Raw genomic sequence first — 16,232 nt, 5'->3', positions numbered from 1 at the left:
TGAGTCCTAAAATATTGAAAATAAGTTGTAGAGATACTGCATATAAATTATTGTTTAGTCATTTATATTTAGTTGAAAATTGCTTTTGTAGAGGTGTAATTCACATGTAAGATAGTGGCTATACTATTGAACTCTGAACTAACTAATTGATTAGGGGGAAGTTTATGAAAAATAATAATTTTAAAGAATTAATGAAATGTATTGGTCTGGCTATATTTTGGACAATTGTTATTGTAGTCATTACCTTATTTATATCAAAGGTGAAAGATACCAATTTTAAAGACAGTCTGTTTTTTATTTCTTTAGCTGTTATTGCTATTGGAATATTCGTATTAATGTCTGGAAATCCATTAGGATTACCAGTTTATCATTTAGGAGGGAATTCTTCAGGATTTACTGCTAATATTATTCACATGGTAATGACTAGGGAGAAAGAAAAAAATAATAGGGGGCATCAGTTATCTTTAAAGAGTTGCTTTAATATAAGCTCTATAATCTTGGCAGGTATTATATGTTTTATAATTGATGTTTTAATTTAGGGGTAGATGTAATAAATATACACAACTAACTAAAAATAATTTTGAAAAAGTGTAATCAGTGCGTAGAGGGGCAGTTGTGGTAACAAATTACAAGAGAGATTAAATTGGTCTAAACAGAAGTTTAAAATATTAATGATAAGTGAGGCATAAAAAATGATAAAAATAATTTATAGATTAGAGGATGTAATTGAGTTTGCATGGGAATTAAGTCAGAATAATTTACATGCTAGTTATCCAAGAAGAAAATCAATGAAAAAGATTAAAGATGAGATGGAAAGGGCTATCAGTTCAGATAGGGAAAATGTAATAGCTTACTATAATCAAAATGTATTATGTGGAGTTTGTGTTTATCATTGGGACTGTGATGAAAAGTATGCACAAACAACACAATTTCTAATAAGTGGAGATTATGACCTAGTTGCAGATGAATTTATTGATTACATAGGTAAGGAATTACCAGGATATAGATTATTGATAGGGGTACCTCTTACTAATAAAAATGCAAATGCATATTTCAATAAAAGGAATGTTGAATGTGTGGACGCTACAATTGATACCAGGTTATGTAATTTACAATCTCGTATATATCCCAAAAATCATTGTGTAGAAAAAATTACTAACATTAACTTTGAAGAATATTCCGTATTTCATGACAAATATGCTATTCCTATTGGAATGTATTATAATAGCAAAAACTTACACATAGATATGGAGAAGTTTCTAGTATTTGTTTTCAGGGAAGATGGAGAAATTCATGCAAGTCTTTTTATTAAGACAGCTAAAGATATATCAGATATAGTTGGATTCTTTATTGATGAAGAATATAAAGATAAGGGTATTGAAAGTATTTTACTTAATGAAATGTTGATGCAGTTATATAATAAATTTGGTGAAGTAGAAGAAGTTTTATATTTTATTGATGAAGATTGCACTAATGAATTAGATTCAGCTTTGGCTGCGGGTTTTGAGATTAAAGATAACTATAGATGTTATAAATGTATACTTTAATTAAGTGATGAAAAATATTAGAGTGATTGATCTTGTCAATCACTCTTTTTCTATTAATGGTTTTGACTACACTAGTTTTCACAAAACAATGATTGAGTTTCTCTGTATGGATAGGATTTAATTTTATCCATATCCAAATCTTCTTTAAATAAATTAATGGCTGTAATCTGTCTGTTAGAATAGGTATGATAATAGTAAGTGCCAGATTCAGAACACATGGCAGCGGTATATATAGTTGTATCTTTGTGACCTTCGGTGGATAAAACCGTACCTCTAGGTATGTCACAACTAGATAATATATGAAAGAAACCAGCTACTCCATTGACTTCATTATCAATATCTGAAATATGATTCTTTAAAAATGAAGCTCTTACAAAGCGAGAGGCTGGTGTGAAATCTCCAGGGATACCAAAGGCACCAAGTCCTTGTCCGAATGGAAATAAATCTAAGTCTCCCCACTTAAGATCCTTAGGTTGCATAGGATTTATTCCTATATACTGATGTAAATTATATAGATGCCACTTAAAATCTGGGCTGTTAGTTAAGACGCCAACTGGATTATCAAAGATATTTAATTTATTTTTTACTTTTTCAATGACAATACTCTTTCCAGATTTATCAGAACAAATCCAATGTAATAATGGAATTGGAACTGCTGGAGAAAAAGGTTCATCAACGAGATTTAAATTTTTCAAACCTTCCTTTAATTCTTCGAGATTTTCAAAATTGCTTAGAGTCCAAAGTATAAAATCATAAGGTCCAATATTAAATTTCCCATTAATTGATTTTTTTTCGTATTCTGCAAAATTGGCGAAATAAAGACCGGCACATGTTAAGCCTTTTTCATTCATACCATCAGCAAACATGGGATGATTATCGATTATACTGGACATACCAATGATAGCGTATTTAGTTTTCATACTTTCACTGGTTACGTGATTAGTCCAAGCATAGTTTCTAGGAATAATATGAACTCCTTGATTAAACCCAAAGGGAATATCCATTGAACGACCAAATAAATGGTGACCATCTTTTGTTGTTAAAGTTAAACCTGTACACATATAAAACACTTCCTTAATTTATATTATTAACAATATATTTAAAATATATTGTTATCAAAAACTAGATTTATTAAATTTCATATATATTCTAATTAAGAATGTACAATTTAGAGTTTAAAAATTGTGGAGAAATCCTTAGTATATTATTAACGAATGAAATATATAAATTTAATTAGAATATATAGAGTATATGAATTTAATTAGTATTTTTAGATTACTCTTTCTTATTTAATTGGTATATAATAATAGAAGATTTTAAAAGACAATAAAGGAGTGGCATAATGAAGAATATTTATTTAGTTAGACATTGCAAAGCATTTGGACAACCTGCTGAGGCGGAGCTTACAGAGATAGGAATAGGGCAAGCAGAAGAATTGAAGGATTATTTACTTAAATATAATATTGATTATATTGTATCTAGTCCTTATGTTAGAGCTGTAAAAACTATAACGCCATTAGCACAACATCTAAAGTTAGAGATAAATATTGATGAAAGAATGAGAGAAAAACTATTACTTCCTTATGTAGTAAATGATTATACTCCATATTTATTAACAGCATATGAAGATATGGATATAGCATTTGACGGTGGGGAATCTTCAAATCAAGCTACTAAAAGAGCTATTGAAGCTTTAAGTGATATTTTAAAGAGTGAACATGAAAATGCAATAGTAGTAACACATGGGGAATTATTTTCACTTATAATGAGATATTTTGATAAGGTTTCAGGCTTCGATTTCTGGAAAAACTTAAGTAATCCTGATGTATATTTATTAAGATTTAGTAGTAGTGATATAAATAGTAATATAGACATTAAAAGGATATGGGATAATAAGTAAGTTGTGTACATGTCATTTTTTACTCAGTATAATAACAACACCATTTGGAGAACTTAAAATTATGGTTTAAAATACATTTTAAATAAGGAGAGAAGAATATGGAGACAATAGTTCCTTATCATAATTATATAGTAGTTACTCCAAATGGAGATACTATAGGCTTCCAAGAGGAAGATGAAGCACGTCGCTTTATTTCAGGATATTACGTTGGGAAAATAGAAGAACTTTCAAGTGATTCAAGTATGCTTTATGTGGATTATGCCACAGAGCCATTGGAGGCTTCTATTGATATTTGTACAGAGTTAGGGGCATATTCAGGAGATTGTGTTATCTATGATTTAGAAAATTTTATAGAGAATATAAGGAAGTCAGGAATTTTTGAAGAGGAAAAGGAAGAATTGATTTCTATGCTTTTGAAAAAGAAAATAGATTTAAATGTTAATGACTATCAGGTGGATAATATTTTAACAGATACCACAGTATTGCCTCGTAGTGATTGATTTAAACTATTAGCTATGTGTTAACAAAGATATGATATTATTTTGCCGAACTGTTTAGGAACCTTCATGAACCTAATATTGAAGATTAATTTCAATAATCATTCAAAATATAGGGTTATTATTATAAGTTTTTTAGGGATGTATTTTAAAATACATCCCTAAATTTATAATTTAAATATTTAAAGTCTGTTATAAAGTGAGTAATTTTAATTTGTTAATCTATTATGAGCAATAAGCATTTGATCATCAAGGTGAGCTGTAGTATGAGCACAGTTTAACAGCATGTTACTAATATCATTAGGCATTTCACCATTATATTTATACCTTAGCTTATGTTCAAGACTTGCCCAAGTATCCATGGAAACTGTTCTAAGTTGAATTTCAACAGGAACATATTCAATTTGTTTAGTGAAATACACAGGAATACTTACAACAAGATGAAGACTTCGATAGCCATTATCCTTAGGATTTTTTATGTAATCCCGTTCTTTAAGAATAGTTAAATCATCCTGAGCTCTAATTGAAGCTGCGATATCGTAAACATCACTTAAGAAGGAGCAAGTAACACGAATACCAGCGATATCCGTTAATTCTTCAGTTCCAGATATACTTAACTCAAAGCCTCTTCTCTGAAGCTTTTCTAAGATGCTCTCAGGGCTTTTAATACGTGATTTCATATGTTCAATTGGATTATGGGAGTGAATACTTTTATATTCATCATTTAATATTTCAAATTTTGTTTCAATCTCTCTAAGAGCACATCGATATTTTAAAAATATAGATTTAAAAGAAGCAACCACATGCTCTAATTCGGCAACTTCTATCTGTTGAAGACCGTTCATGTCAAATTCTTTCATAGTTAATTCTCCTTTGTTATGCTTTGTATTCTATATCAGTATAACATATCATAGGAAGAATCTTAAAGAAGATTCATTACATTACTAAGGATTTTACCAATAGAATCATTAATAACTAAATCAGCTTTAGAATCAGCCGATGTCTCGCTTTTATTTATTAATACAAGATTTTTACCCTTAAAATAATTTATAAGTCCAGCAGCAGGGTAGACAACTAAGGAAGTTCCTCCAATGATTAAAGTATCTGCCTTAGAAATAGCATTTACGGCACCTTTAATAGTATTTTCATCCAAGCCTTCCTCGTATAAAACCACATCAGGCTTAACTCTTCCACTACATTTAGTACAAGTAGGTACACCTACAGATTCTAAGATGAAATTAGCATCATAAAAAGCATTGCATTTAATACAATAGTTTCTATGAACGGATCCATGAAGTTCAAAAACATTTTTAGAGCCCGCTGCTTGATGAAGTCCATCTATGTTTTGAGTAACTATTGCTTTTAATTTACCCATTTCTTCAAGTTTAGCAAGGGCCAGATGACCAGCATTGGGCTTAGCCTCAGGATATATGAGCTTTGATTTATAAAAATTAAAGAAAAGCTCTGGATATTTAATATAAAAAGAATGAGAAACTAATTGTTCAGGGGTAAAGGTGATATTAAGCTTATCATTAAAAAGCCCATTAGCACTTCTGAAGTCGGGGATACCTGATTCGGTGGACATTCCTGCTCCACCGAAGAATACTATGTTATTGCTTTCTTTAAGTATTTGTGTTAACTTTTCTATATTATTTTCCATAAGTGAGCCTCCAAATTTTATATTAGGATAGGTGAACTTATCCATGGACGTTAAACGTCATGAGATTAAATCATCTCCAATATTATTTGAATTAATTATAACATAGGGAATTTAATTACAAAACTAAAATAGCCATTTATTGTAATAGTTTACTGGTTGTAGTAAAATAAAAGTAATTTAGAAAATGTGAATTTGAAATACAAATGATTTATACTATAGGAGGAATTATGGTTACTATTAAAAAGCTTAATGTTGAAAGCATAGAATCTATTATTAATTTTGATAAACTGTGTTTCCCAAAAGATTATTGGAAAGAAGAAGATTGGAAGGATCTATTAGAAGATGAAAAAGCAATCTATTATGCATTGTTAGATGGCAATAAAATAGTTGGAGATATCTTTATTTACAATTGGAAAGGTGAAAGAGATTACATAAAAATTATGAATATTGCGATTCATTCAGATTATAGAAAACAAGGTCTAGCTTATAAACTTTTAAACTATGTTACAGAAGAAATGAAGAAGCTGGAAATGAAACGTTTCTGCGGAGAAACAAGAGCTTCAAATAAAATAATGCAAAAAGTTTTTGAAGACTGTGGTTATAAAATAAATGTAATTGAGGATGATTACTATGATAATCCTAATGAAAGCGCCTACAAGTATGTTTTGCAATTATAGCGTTGAAATCAATGATTTAAGTAAAGGAAAATTAATAGAAAATATAGCAAAATATGTGGAGTTTCTGAGGAATAAGTTAGAGAAATAATAGGATAAAGATTGAATATAAGTGTCTAGTTAATAGGCACTTTTTGTTTAGAAAAAAATGAAGACTTTGTATCTAGATTCAGTGGACATACCTGCTCCACCGAAGAATACTATGTTATTGCTTTCTTTTAGGATTTGAGTTAGTTTTTCTATTTTAGTTTCCATTAAATCACCTACCTAATATATTTTATATTTTTATCTATTACACTATAGAAACTGGTGAAAATACAAATAAAAAAGTCTTGAAAAATATCAAGACTTCAAACTAAACTATAACAAATTTTAAAATTAAAGTCTAGTATTTTTTTAGAAAAAATGTATTATATAAACTATAAAATGAAATTATGGGAGTGAAGGATATGGAGAGGAAAATTGAAGAGAAAGCTAAAAAATATTTTGGAAAAGAGAGGGGATTAAAAGATATAGAAAGGCTCTTAGGGGGAGCGCAAAAACATACTTATTTAGCTACTTTAGATAATGGATTTAAATTTGTTGTTTATGTATGGGACAAAAGTACAAATTATTTTTCAGATTCTGAAAGTGTAAACAACAATGTATTTTTATCCAGTAGTCCATTAATGTTTAGGCTAAATAACGAATTAATGATACAGCATGGTGTAAAAACTCCAAAATTATATTATATTGATTCAAGTTTTGAAGAAGCAAGTTACGCATTTGTAGAATATATTGAGGGTTTTGATTTAGATTATATAATAGAAAACCAATCAGAGCGTTTAAATGAAGCTTTAAAATCATTAAAGGAAAGTATTGATGATTTACATGAGATTAAAGGAAAAGAGGTAGGTCAGGTGAACAACCTTTTAGGAGAAAGTTTTAATCAAATTAAGTATTGTTATGAGGAAGCTATGCAGAACATTAAGTATCTTATTAAAGTTGATTCAGACAACTCAAATATATATTTACAGTTAAATGGAATATTAGAAAACTTAATGAAAAATATAGAGAAAAGAAGTGAATTTAAATTAATTCATTCTGAATTAGGCCCTAATCATGTAATGGTTGATAAGGATAATAATGCATATATTATAGATATAGAGGGGGCAAGATTTTTTGATTTAGAGTATGAGGAAAGCTTCTTGAAAATTAGATTTGATAGTAATTATAAATATTTGAAGAGTGATAATTTGGATGAAACTAGAATGGAATTTTATCATATATGTCACTGCACTGGGAATTTAACTGGAGCTTATGAACTTTTATATAAGAATTACTATGATACAGAGGATATTTTAGGAATGATAAATTACTTTACAAAAGCTATACAGGCTGTGTGTTCATAAGAGTAATAAAATAATATTAAAATTTACAATGATTGAGTGTCTATAAATAATTAGGCATTTAAATAAGGACTTTGTTTCTTGATTAAGTTGACATACCTGCTCCACCGAAGAATACTATGTTATTGCTTTCTTTTAGGATTTGAGTTAGTTGTTCTATTTTAGTTTCCATTAAATCACCAACCTAATAATATTTAATAATTTTATTATTACATAAAAATTTAAAAATAAAAAACTTGAGTGAAATTTAGGCATTAATGATATAATTTAACTAAAATGTTGTTAGGAGTGAGATTTATGAAAACACTTATATTTAATGGTTCACCTAGGAAAAATGGGGACACTAAAAGTTTGATAGATGATTTCATAAGGAATTTAGACGGAGAGTGCAAAATATTTTTGCAGTTTAAAGTTGATGAGGATGGGATAAAGAGTGGACTATAAATTATTATTGTTTGATTTAGATGGAACATTGTTGAGAAGTGACAGAACCCTTTCTGAGTATACCCTTTTAGTTCTAAATATGTGTAGAAATAAAGGTTTAATGATAGGTGTATCTACTGCTAGGAGTGAACAAAATTCTATGATATTTTTATCAGAGCTTCTTCCTGATATTTTAATTTGTAGTGGTGGGGCATTGATAAAGCAAAATGGTGAATATATTTACAAAGCTGAAATTTTAGTAGATGAAACTAATTATATGATTAAAAAAGCTAGAGAGGTATGCGGAACAGCCTGTGAGATAACCATAGATACTGTGGAAAATCATTATTGGAACTATAAAATTGACCCTAAAAAAGAGGATAAAAGTTGGGGGGATAGTATTTATACAGATTTTGAAGATTTTTCAGAATCTTCACTAAAAATGTGCGTGGAAATATTTGATTCAAATAAAGCAGAAACACTAAAAAACATTTTGTCTGATTATGATTGTATTAGATTTTCGGATGGGTTCTGGTATAAATTCACCAAAAAAGAAGCTACAAAGGAAAAAGCAATTAAGGAATTATGTACCACCTGCGATATTACATTGGATGAAATCATTGCATTTGGAGATGATTTTTCAGATATTGGTATGATTAAACTATGTGGTAAGGGTATTGCTATGGAAAATGCGATAGAAGAGGTTAGGTCTATAGCTGATGAGGTAATTGGCAGTAATGACAATGATGGAATTGCTAAATATCTTATAAAGGCTCTGAACTTACAACTGTAAATACTAAGAGGCGAAAGTGTCTAGATATCAGGCACTTTTCGTTTTAAGTTAGGTGTTTTATTTCATAAGATATAGATAATCATGTCCAAAACGACTGTTACATATATTGGATATCAAACTCCTTTGTGATACACTTAATTAAATATTATTTATATAGCTAGGAGTGTTAAAGAATGAAAGTTATAGTGGGTAACGATAAAATATTTGAATCAGAGAAATTTAGAAAAGATATTGTTAGATACAATATAATGAGATTAATTAAAGATTCTAGCAGTCCTGAAATATACAGTGATGGAGCAGACATTATAGTTGCTAGATCAAATATTAATACACCATTATGGATTTGGACAAGCGAAGATATTACAAGTGAAAAAATAGAAGAGTTAATGCAACTACTAGATAAGTTACTATCAATTGGTAATAGTACTAATATTACTTATAAGGATAACATATATGAAAAAATAGAAGAAAGATATTCAAAAAAATTAAATAGAAATGATTATTTAAAAATGTGTTCATATCAATGTCTGAATCCAACTTTGAATAGAGAGAAAAATGGGAAGCTAGGGAAAGCTAGCTTTGGTGATAGGAAATTAATAGCATCCTTTCTCGTTGATGAATATGAAGAATTATCTAATGTTTCTACAACAATTGAAGAACAGTTAGATAGGGCAGAAAAATTGATTAGAAATGATGATTTTTATGTCTGGAAGGATAGTAATGATAAAATTGTTTCTATGGCACTTATAGCTTATGAGGATAGCGAATATGCGAGGATAAATACTGTGTTTACGGATAGAAGTAATAGAGTAAATGGATATGCAGGGATGTTAATGTATGAGATAAGTAAAATGATTTTAGCTAAAAATAAGATTCCAGTACTCTATACGGATAAAAGTTATATAGCCTCAAACAAAGCTTATAAAAATGTAGGATATATGGAGTGTGGCGATTTAAATAGTATAACGATAACTAATAGTAGTTTTAAATATGGAGGATAGAAAATGAACCATGGAATTAAATTAAAAAAAGCTACAATGGAAGATTTGGGAAATATAGTTAGTATATACAATAATGCTATTGAAGAGATGAATAAGAATTCAATTAATCAGTGGGACCATATATATCCAAATGAGAAAATCTTAAAGGATGATATCTTAAGAGGAGAGATGACATTAGGAGAAATTGATAATTCAATAGCATCCATATTTGTTATAAATAAGGAATGTGATGAAGAATATCAAAAAGGGGATTGGAGCTGTAAAACAGAATCCTATAGGGTTGTGCATAGACTATGTGTTAATCCACGGTTTCATAATATTGGGATAGGAACAAATACTATGATTTTAATTGAGGAAATCTTGAAAAATAGTGGGGTAGAGGCTATAAGGCTAGATGCGTTTTCCTTGAATCCTTATGCTTTGAAAATCTATGAAAATCTTGGATATGTTAAGGTTGGAGTAGTTAAATGGAGAAAGGGATTATTTTATCTCTATGAAAAAAATATAAGATAGTGGTATTATCTGTGGAACCTACTTACTTGTAGAGCTTAAAATATCCCTGGTATCTTTAAATTATTATTTGTTTTAAGAAATTCAACTTAATATTGGGAAAGGAAGACCGTGTATGAATATTAGGTTTTATACTAATAAATTAACAGCAGATGAATTTAATGGATTAAGAGAATCGGTGGGATGGGGAGGAATCCTAAAAATTCAAGTTGAAAAAGCTTTAGAATGTGATTTATATGATGTTGTTGCAATGGATGATGATGCTATAGTTGGTATGGGAAGGTTAGTTGGTGATGGCAGTATGTATTGGTACATACAAGATGTAATTGTATTACCAACATATCAAGGCAATGGGATAGGAAAAACAATTGTAAAAATGCTTAATGATTATGTATATTCAAATACTATAGAGAATACAACCACTACAGTAGCACTTATGGCTGCAAAAGGAAAAGAAGATTTTTATAAGAAATTTGAATTTATTGAAAGGCCAACTGAAGTTTTAGGGGCGGGAATGATAAGAAAGATAAGGAAATAGCCTAAAGATATATGTTAAGCAAACTCCATCTTTATATAAGAATCACTTGATTTTAAATATGGGGAATAGAAAATAAATCATGAAATTAAAAAATGGGAGGGGATACACCTATGGCAGTTCAGTTTAGAAATTATACAAAGCAAGTAGGTATTACAGAAGATTATTATAAAGTAAGAGCATTTTTGATTAAACTTGGTTATTGTGAATTCACATATGCTAGATGGGACTGGATGACGACTCATGGGTACTTAGATAAATCAGCTTTAGGGAAAATTGGTTTATGGGAAGATGAAGGTGAGTTAGTTGCATTAGCAAGCTATGATACAACATTAGGTTGTGGATTTTGTTTGACCTATGAAAAATATAGGTGGTTAAAAGGGAAAATGCTAGATTATGCAAAGAAAAACTTTATAAAAGATAAATATTTTAGAATTGTTATTCAAGATAAGGATATATATTTTCAAGACATAGCAGCAAAAATGGGGTTTGTAGCAACAACAGAAAAAGAAAATGATGCTGTTTATTATATGGATAGGCAAGAGATTTCTTATGATATTCCGGAGAGATTTCATATAACTAGTATGGAGGAATCCTATGATTTATTTAAGTATGGACAGGTTTTATGGAAAGGCTTTAACCATGAAATAAAGGGCGAAGGAAAATATGTATATACGGAAGAAGAAGAACAGTGTTTAAATAATTCAATGAAGAGAGCTAATGTTGATTTGAATCTTAAAATAGCAATGGTTGCACCTAATGGAGATTTTGTTGCTTACTGTGGCATGTGGCATGATCCAAGTTCAGGATATGCAGTAATAGAACCAGTAGCAACAGACCCAGCGTATCGTAAAATGGGTTTAGGGAAAGCAGTAGTTTTAGAAGGAATTAAACGTTGTGGTAACATGGGGGCAAAGCAAGCTTTTGTGGGTTCTTCTCAGCAGTTTTACTATAGTATTGGGTTAGTTCCTTATGAAACATCTACGTTATGGAAAGAGATATAGGTATAGGTATAGGTTATGGGGAAGGGGATTTTATCAATGTTTAGAGAAGATGTAACAATAAAAGTTATTGGAGATAGTATTGCTGCAGGGGCAGGAGCTTCTGATAGCGTGAAGAGTGAAGAAGTAGTACTTGAAACAAAAGAAAAAGTTTTTTTTAGGAGAAAGGGAAGAAAAAGTTGGCTAGGACTATTTGAGGAATATTTAAATGATAAGTTTCCGAATTGCAGTATAATAAACAATGGTTGTGGAGGTATAAACTCTACACAAATACGTGAAAATTTAAGTGCATTATATTCAAAAGATGATGATGTAATTATTTTAATGGTAGGAGCAAATGATAGGAAACAAAAGGATGGAATGAATATTTTGTTTGAGAATTTAACTTACATGGTAAGATTTTTTAAACAAAATAATAAAAAAGTAATTTTAATGTCATCACCTCCTTCAACTGCTGAAAATGAGTCCTATCCAAATAGATTATTTCATAATGAAGATGTAAATAATGTAGTTGCATGTGTTGCTGAGAATGAGGAAGTGCTATTTATAAATCATTATAAGTACATACAAGAATATCTGCTATATACAGGGAAAACAATTGATGAAGTTATGGTAGAAGAAAATTGTATGAATGACGGGCTACATCCAACGGATAAGGTGCACTATTTGATGTTTAGGAATTTAATCCAGAACTTAAATTTAGCAGTTAAAGTAAATGGAAACAATCAGTGAAAACATTTGTTACATTCTTTAAGAGTTTCATGTAAGTTTTAAGTAAAGCAATACACAAGAATATGTTTTTTAAACCATATTCTTGTGTATAATAATATATAGAGGTTCTAATTAGATACAAACATTTTATTTTTAAAAAACTAATTAAGGATTTTAGTCCTTAATTCTGCATTTTAAATTCTCAATTATTGTTTGTATATGGCTACAAATTTTGAAAGGCTAAGGTATATTAAAATGAAGCTTATTATATATCATGGAAGTGATAATATTATAAATAACCCTAGGAATGATGGAGGAAGAAAATTTAGCGATTTTGGAAAAGGATTTTATGCCACTACTAATATAGAGATGGCTAAAAGTTGGGCGGCTCGTAGAAGAAATAAGCCGGCATATGTTAATAAATATATAATAAATGTAGAAGGTCTTAATTCATTAACTTTTGATTTGGATATTCGTTGGTTATTGTTTATAGCCTATAACAGAGGGTTGATATTAAATCAAGAAGTTAAAGATATATTAGATAAAAAATATGCAGATATTAGTGAATATGATGTTATAATCGGTCCTACGGCAGATGATAGGATGTTTGATACTTTGAATTTGTTTTTCAATAACAATATAACAATGGATCACTGCCTTCAAGCTTTAAATTCAATGGACTTGGATGTTCAATATAATATAAAAACCTACACTGGCATACAATCAATATCTTTTGCTAGTTCTATGGAGTTAGATGAATTAGATAAGGAATATTACTCAAATGAAGTAAAAGCTAAAAAAGATATAATGAATAAGAAAATGACATTTATAAGGCAAAAGTTTGGTAAGGTAGGAAAGTATTTTGAAGAGTTAGAGGGGGCGGATATTAATGAATGAGCATTACATGGCTTCTAGACATCTTGGACAATTTTTTGAGTTATCAATTGAATATAATATGGATGAGATTGAATTTACTCTAGCTACTTTAAATAGTGAGTATAAACGAGGAATTGAAATATATCAACCACAATGGTATTCACAAAGTAAATATTATTATTTTGAGGAATTCATGGAGCAAAACAAAATTAAGAATCATGTTTATGGTAGTGATGAAATAACATATGAAAAAGAAAGAATGTATTGGCTAGGATACTGTTTACAGGATTGGGGTAATAGGGGAAATCTAACAGGAAATCAAATAGCAACTACTTTAGGCAAAGAAGGAATTAGTCATTTAATAAACAACTATAAGATATATCATACTGTTGACCCTATGTATGTTCTAGAAGATTGTATAGAGTGTTTAAATATAAACTTTAACCTTTAGGCATCTAAGGCATCTTCAAAAAATAAATAGATCAGTGTCCTGGGCTATTTTGGGTTGTTATTTATTTTAAGATGCCTTAGTGAAATTCTAAATGTTTATTTCATTATTATATGATATAATTAATAAAGATTATTATTAAACTATAGTTATTGTATTTAGGAGGAACTAATATGAAATATGAATTGACAATATATGAATTAGGAAAGTTACTGAAAAGTGTAAGTGAAGAATATAAAATGAACTTAGTATCAAAAATAAAATTAAGCGGTGGCTGGATAACAATGATAGGTGAAGTTGAAGTTGATTACATACCAGAAAAACCAGTATTATCAAAAGGAAACAATATCATAGGTCTAAAAGTGAAAAATGATTGTGGACAAGGTAATGATATTAAAATTACTGGAATAAAAGATTGTAAGTTCGCAGTAGATATAAATCCGAGAAGAGTTAAGGAAATACATGTGGGTGGATTAAATTTAACTACAGTAAAAGAAAAACATGATGAGTGCACATTAAATATAGATGAAAATGTAATTTTCAATATAAGTGCACCAGTTGAAGAAGTAATTAAGTTTTTATAACATCATTTTATAAAGGACTATTAAAAGATTATTGACTTATGTTTTATCTGGATGTTGAAAGTGGACTTTAATATTATTGATAGCAAAGCCATTTGCAAGGTTCCGAAATGGCTTGCGGCAATAATATAAGTCCACTTTCAACACTAATTTATAATATATTTAATCTTGAGACAGCCCTTTTAATTTATTATAAAACTTTTGATAAAAAGTCTATGGTTCTAGGATTCTTAGGATTTCCGAAGAGTTCTTCTGGAGTTCCTTGTTCTACTATTTTACCGCCATCCATGAAGAGGATTCTGTCTCCAACTTCTTTTGCAAATCCCATTTCGTGTGTAACTACTACCATAGTCATGCCACCTTTGGCAAGGTCTTTCATAACGCTTAAAACTTCGCCAACCATTTCAGGGTCTAGTGCGGAGGTTGGTTCATCAAATAGCATAACATCTGGCTCCATTGCTAGGGCTCTTGCGATTGCTATCCTTTGTTTTTGTCCCCCTGAAAGAGATGCTGGATAGGAAGTAGCTTTTTCTGTTAAACCTACCATTTTTAGAAGATCAATAGCTTTATTATTAGCAGTCTCAGATTTTTCTCCTTTAACCTTAACTGGTCCTATAGTTATGTTTTCCAGTATTGATTTATGTGGGAAAAGGTTAAATTGTTGAAACACCATACCCATCTTTTCTCTCAGTTTATTTATATTAGTTTTCTTATCTGTAATATTAATTCCCTCAAAGTTAATCTCTCCTGAACTAGGTTCTTCAAGTAGGTTAAGGCATCGTAAAAATGTTGATTTTCCTGAACCAGAGGGTCCTATAATTACTACAACTTCACCTCTTTTTATATGTTCATCTATGCCTTTTAGAACTTCATTTTCTCCAAAGCTTTTCTTTAAATTATTAACGTGAATCATTTGCCTTAAGCCTCCTCTCAATATAAGCCATTAGTCGTCCTAATGTAAATGTAAGGGTAAAATAACATAGTGCAGCTACTATCAATGGTTCAAAGTTTCTGTAAGTAGCTCCTGTAACAAGTTTTGCTCCATAAGTAATTTCAGCAACTCCAATTGCAGATGCCATTGAGGATTCTTTTATTATGGAAACAAATTCATTACCGATGGCAGGTAAAATATTTCTTATAGCCTGTGGTAAGATTATGTATTGCATTGCCATTCTTTGGCTCATACCTAAACTTCTTGATGCCTCTAATTGACCTTTATCAACAGCATCTATTCCAGCTCTTATTATTTCTGCAACATAGGCACCAGAATTAAGGGAGAGGGCTATTACACATGCTACGATTGGAGCAAGTCTTAATCCAAAGGAATTTGAACCAAAGTAAACTATAAAGATTTGAAGTAGTAGAGGAGTTCCTCTTATAAACTCTATGTAAACAGAGGCTATAACCTTTGGAACAGGAACATTCAATATAGAAAATTTTGATCTTTTCATAAAACATAGAATTGTACCAAGAATTACTCCAAATATAACTGCAAGTAAGGATACCAGTAGTGTAAAGCGAATACCCTCTAAAAATACTGGATAATATTTTTCTAAAAATTTAAAACTTAAATTATTCATGGTGCCTCCTTAAAGTTCTTCTTACGATGTGTTTAAAGTTTTGTATATATTTTAAATCAGGCATTTGAAAACAAATAATAAGTCAAATATCCGAGGAAATTGACTTA

Annotated in this window: 21 protein-coding genes and 2 pseudogenes; 16 read left to right on the top strand and 7 right to left on the bottom strand. The window is 29.7% G+C overall.

All coding sequences use genetic code 11. From position 1 onward, the window contains the following. Positions 1 to 164 precede the first annotated feature (164 nt). The gene (locus RSA29_RS03420) at positions 165 to 539 is read left to right on the top strand and encodes a hypothetical protein (RefSeq protein WP_346942214.1); all 375 of its coding nucleotides are present in this window, start codon (positions 165 to 167) and stop codon (positions 537 to 539) included. 153 nt (positions 540 to 692) lie between these two features. After that, positions 693 to 1,547 carry a hypothetical protein gene (locus RSA29_RS03415; RefSeq protein ID WP_346942213.1) on the top strand — a complete coding sequence of 285 codons (855 nt, stop codon included), beginning with the start codon at positions 693 to 695 and terminating at the stop codon, positions 1,545 to 1,547. Between the two features lie 71 nt (positions 1,548 to 1,618). Here RSA29_RS03415 and bsh read toward each other — a convergent pair whose 3' ends face one another. Next, the gene (gene bsh / locus RSA29_RS03410) at positions 1,619 to 2,608 is read right to left on the bottom strand and encodes a choloylglycine hydrolase (RefSeq protein ID WP_346942212.1); all 990 of its coding nucleotides are present in this window, start codon (positions 2,606 to 2,608) and stop codon (positions 1,619 to 1,621) included. A gap of 281 nt (positions 2,609 to 2,889) precedes the next feature. Between bsh and RSA29_RS03405 the strand changes: the two genes are divergently transcribed. Both RSA29_RS03405 and RSA29_RS03400 read left to right on the top strand, forming a co-directional pair. Next, a complete protein-coding gene (locus RSA29_RS03405; protein WP_346942211.1) occupies positions 2,890 to 3,447 on the top strand; it encodes a histidine phosphatase family protein in 558 nt (185 codons plus the stop codon). Between the two features lie 98 nt (positions 3,448 to 3,545). Then, complete coding sequence (locus RSA29_RS03400) at positions 3,546 to 3,947, top strand: hypothetical protein (protein WP_346942210.1); 402 nt, start codon at positions 3,546 to 3,548, stop codon at positions 3,945 to 3,947. Positions 3,948 to 4,153: 206 nt separating this feature from the next. Here RSA29_RS03400 and RSA29_RS03395 read toward each other — a convergent pair whose 3' ends face one another. Together RSA29_RS03395 and RSA29_RS03390 are read right to left on the bottom strand one after the other, a co-directional pair. Then, positions 4,154 to 4,804: a GTP pyrophosphokinase family protein gene (locus RSA29_RS03395; RefSeq protein WP_346942209.1), complete on the bottom strand. Its 651-nt coding sequence runs from the start codon at positions 4,802 to 4,804 to the stop codon at positions 4,154 to 4,156. Positions 4,805 to 4,866: 62 nt separating this feature from the next. Further along, complete coding sequence (locus tag RSA29_RS03390) at positions 4,867 to 5,604, bottom strand: NAD-dependent protein deacylase (RefSeq protein WP_346942208.1); 738 nt, start codon at positions 5,602 to 5,604, stop codon at positions 4,867 to 4,869. Between the two features lie 227 nt (positions 5,605 to 5,831). Here RSA29_RS03390 and RSA29_RS03385 point away from each other — a divergent pair, with 227 nt between their 5' ends. Beyond that, complete coding sequence (locus RSA29_RS03385) at positions 5,832 to 6,281, top strand: GNAT family N-acetyltransferase (RefSeq protein WP_346942207.1); 450 nt, start codon at positions 5,832 to 5,834, stop codon at positions 6,279 to 6,281. Between the two features lie 162 nt (positions 6,282 to 6,443). Here RSA29_RS03385 and RSA29_RS03380 read toward each other — a convergent pair. Then, a pseudogene (locus RSA29_RS03380) lies at positions 6,444 to 6,533 on the bottom strand (NAD-dependent protein deacylase); the annotation flags it as partial. Between the two features lie 194 nt (positions 6,534 to 6,727). On the opposite strand from RSA29_RS03380, the gene RSA29_RS03375 reads away from it, so the two are divergent. Next, on the top strand, positions 6,728 to 7,669 hold the full coding sequence (locus RSA29_RS03375) for a hypothetical protein (RefSeq protein WP_346942206.1): 942 nt from the start codon (positions 6,728 to 6,730) through the stop codon (positions 7,667 to 7,669). A gap of 85 nt (positions 7,670 to 7,754) precedes the next feature. Here RSA29_RS03375 and RSA29_RS03370 read toward each other — a convergent pair. Beyond that, positions 7,755 to 7,838, bottom strand: a pseudogene (locus RSA29_RS03370) (NAD-dependent protein deacylase); the annotation flags it as partial. A 125-nt stretch (positions 7,839 to 7,963) separates the two neighbouring features. Here RSA29_RS03370 and RSA29_RS03365 point away from each other — a divergent pair. The 10 genes from RSA29_RS03365 to RSA29_RS03320 all read left to right on the top strand — a co-directional run bounded on the left by RSA29_RS03365 (position 7,964) and on the right by RSA29_RS03320 (position 14,548). Further along, entirely contained in the window at positions 7,964 to 8,110 is a 147-nt protein-coding gene (locus RSA29_RS03365) for a hypothetical protein (RefSeq protein WP_346942205.1), read from the top strand. Then, positions 8,100 to 8,882 (top strand): Cof-type HAD-IIB family hydrolase, encoded by a 783-nt coding sequence (locus tag RSA29_RS03360; RefSeq protein WP_346942204.1) that lies wholly within the window; start codon positions 8,100 to 8,102, stop codon positions 8,880 to 8,882. The genes RSA29_RS03365 and RSA29_RS03360 overlap by 11 nt, the downstream gene beginning before the upstream one ends. A 173-nt stretch (positions 8,883 to 9,055) precedes the next feature. Further along, positions 9,056 to 9,883 (top strand): GNAT family N-acetyltransferase, encoded by an 828-nt coding sequence (locus RSA29_RS03355; protein WP_346942203.1) that lies wholly within the window; start codon positions 9,056 to 9,058, stop codon positions 9,881 to 9,883. A gap of 3 nt (positions 9,884 to 9,886) precedes the next feature. Beyond that, positions 9,887 to 10,396, top strand: coding sequence for a GNAT family N-acetyltransferase (locus tag RSA29_RS03350; protein WP_346942202.1), 510 nt, complete (start codon positions 9,887 to 9,889; stop codon positions 10,394 to 10,396). A 112-nt stretch (positions 10,397 to 10,508) separates the two neighbouring features. Then, positions 10,509 to 10,931, top strand: coding sequence for a GNAT family N-acetyltransferase (locus tag RSA29_RS03345; RefSeq protein ID WP_346942201.1), 423 nt, complete (start codon positions 10,509 to 10,511; stop codon positions 10,929 to 10,931). Positions 10,932 to 11,041: 110 nt separating this feature from the next. Next, positions 11,042 to 11,932 carry a GNAT family N-acetyltransferase gene (locus RSA29_RS03340; protein WP_346942200.1) on the top strand — a complete coding sequence of 297 codons (891 nt, stop codon included), beginning with the start codon at positions 11,042 to 11,044 and terminating at the stop codon, positions 11,930 to 11,932. A gap of 36 nt (positions 11,933 to 11,968) precedes the next feature. Then, entirely contained in the window at positions 11,969 to 12,661 is a 693-nt protein-coding gene (locus tag RSA29_RS03335) for an SGNH/GDSL hydrolase family protein (protein WP_346942199.1), read from the top strand. 234 nt (positions 12,662 to 12,895) lie between these two features. Then, on the top strand, positions 12,896 to 13,537 hold the full coding sequence (locus tag RSA29_RS03330) for a DUF3990 domain-containing protein (RefSeq protein WP_346942198.1): 642 nt from the start codon (positions 12,896 to 12,898) through the stop codon (positions 13,535 to 13,537). Further along, complete coding sequence (locus RSA29_RS03325; RefSeq protein ID WP_346942197.1) at positions 13,530 to 13,967, top strand: hypothetical protein; 438 nt, start codon at positions 13,530 to 13,532, stop codon at positions 13,965 to 13,967. The genes RSA29_RS03330 and RSA29_RS03325 overlap by 8 nt, the downstream gene beginning before the upstream one ends. A 170-nt stretch (positions 13,968 to 14,137) precedes the next feature. Continuing rightward, positions 14,138 to 14,548, top strand: coding sequence for a UDP-N-acetylglucosamine pyrophosphorylase (locus tag RSA29_RS03320; protein WP_346942196.1), 411 nt, complete (start codon positions 14,138 to 14,140; stop codon positions 14,546 to 14,548). 187 nt (positions 14,549 to 14,735) lie between these two features. Here RSA29_RS03320 and RSA29_RS03315 read toward each other — a convergent pair whose 3' ends face one another. Further along, positions 14,736 to 15,458, bottom strand: coding sequence for an amino acid ABC transporter ATP-binding protein (locus RSA29_RS03315; protein ID WP_346942195.1), 723 nt, complete (start codon positions 15,456 to 15,458; stop codon positions 14,736 to 14,738). Further along, positions 15,445 to 16,125 carry an amino acid ABC transporter permease gene (locus RSA29_RS03310; protein WP_346942194.1) on the bottom strand — a complete coding sequence of 227 codons (681 nt, stop codon included), beginning with the start codon at positions 16,123 to 16,125 and terminating at the stop codon, positions 15,445 to 15,447. The genes RSA29_RS03315 and RSA29_RS03310 overlap by 14 nt, the downstream gene beginning before the upstream one ends. Between the last annotated feature and the right edge of the window lie 107 nt (positions 16,126 to 16,232).

Source organism: Clostridium sp. (assembly GCF_036660475.1).
GTDB lineage: Bacteria > Bacillota > Clostridia > Clostridiales > Clostridiaceae > Clostridium_J.
This window is presented reverse-complemented; position numbering and strand designations above follow the sequence as displayed.

Bases quoted from the DNA above. Each gene is read 5' to 3' on its own strand.
- RSA29_RS03420 (WP_346942214.1), top strand. From the start codon at position 165: ATGAAAAATAATAATTTTAAAGAATTAATGAAATGTATTGGTCTGGCT.
- RSA29_RS03415 (WP_346942213.1), top strand. From the start codon at position 693: ATGATAAAAATAATTTATAGATTAGAGGATGTAATTGAGTTTGCATGG.
- bsh (WP_346942212.1), bottom strand. From the start codon at position 2,608: ATGTGTACAGGTTTAACTTTAACAACAAAAGATGGTCACCATTTATTT.
- RSA29_RS03405 (WP_346942211.1), top strand. From the start codon at position 2,890: ATGAAGAATATTTATTTAGTTAGACATTGCAAAGCATTTGGACAACCT.
- RSA29_RS03400 (WP_346942210.1), top strand. From the start codon at position 3,546: ATGGAGACAATAGTTCCTTATCATAATTATATAGTAGTTACTCCAAAT.
- RSA29_RS03395 (WP_346942209.1), bottom strand. From the start codon at position 4,804: ATGAAAGAATTTGACATGAACGGTCTTCAACAGATAGAAGTTGCCGAA.
- RSA29_RS03390 (WP_346942208.1), bottom strand. From the start codon at position 5,604: ATGGAAAATAATATAGAAAAGTTAACACAAATACTTAAAGAAAGCAAT.
- RSA29_RS03385 (WP_346942207.1), top strand. From the start codon at position 5,832: ATGGTTACTATTAAAAAGCTTAATGTTGAAAGCATAGAATCTATTATT.
- RSA29_RS03375 (WP_346942206.1), top strand. From the start codon at position 6,728: ATGGAGAGGAAAATTGAAGAGAAAGCTAAAAAATATTTTGGAAAAGAG.
- RSA29_RS03365 (WP_346942205.1), top strand. From the start codon at position 7,964: ATGAAAACACTTATATTTAATGGTTCACCTAGGAAAAATGGGGACACT.
- RSA29_RS03355 (WP_346942203.1), top strand. From the start codon at position 9,056: ATGAAAGTTATAGTGGGTAACGATAAAATATTTGAATCAGAGAAATTT.
- RSA29_RS03350 (WP_346942202.1), top strand. From the start codon at position 9,887: ATGAACCATGGAATTAAATTAAAAAAAGCTACAATGGAAGATTTGGGA.
- RSA29_RS03345 (WP_346942201.1), top strand. From the start codon at position 10,509: ATGAATATTAGGTTTTATACTAATAAATTAACAGCAGATGAATTTAAT.
- RSA29_RS03340 (WP_346942200.1), top strand. From the start codon at position 11,042: ATGGCAGTTCAGTTTAGAAATTATACAAAGCAAGTAGGTATTACAGAA.
- RSA29_RS03335 (WP_346942199.1), top strand. From the start codon at position 11,969: ATGTTTAGAGAAGATGTAACAATAAAAGTTATTGGAGATAGTATTGCT.
- RSA29_RS03330 (WP_346942198.1), top strand. From the start codon at position 12,896: ATGAAGCTTATTATATATCATGGAAGTGATAATATTATAAATAACCCT.
- RSA29_RS03325 (WP_346942197.1), top strand. From the start codon at position 13,530: ATGAATGAGCATTACATGGCTTCTAGACATCTTGGACAATTTTTTGAG.
- RSA29_RS03320 (WP_346942196.1), top strand. From the start codon at position 14,138: ATGAAATATGAATTGACAATATATGAATTAGGAAAGTTACTGAAAAGT.
- RSA29_RS03315 (WP_346942195.1), bottom strand. From the start codon at position 15,458: ATGATTCACGTTAATAATTTAAAGAAAAGCTTTGGAGAAAATGAAGTT.
- RSA29_RS03310 (WP_346942194.1), bottom strand. From the start codon at position 16,125: ATGAATAATTTAAGTTTTAAATTTTTAGAAAAATATTATCCAGTATTT.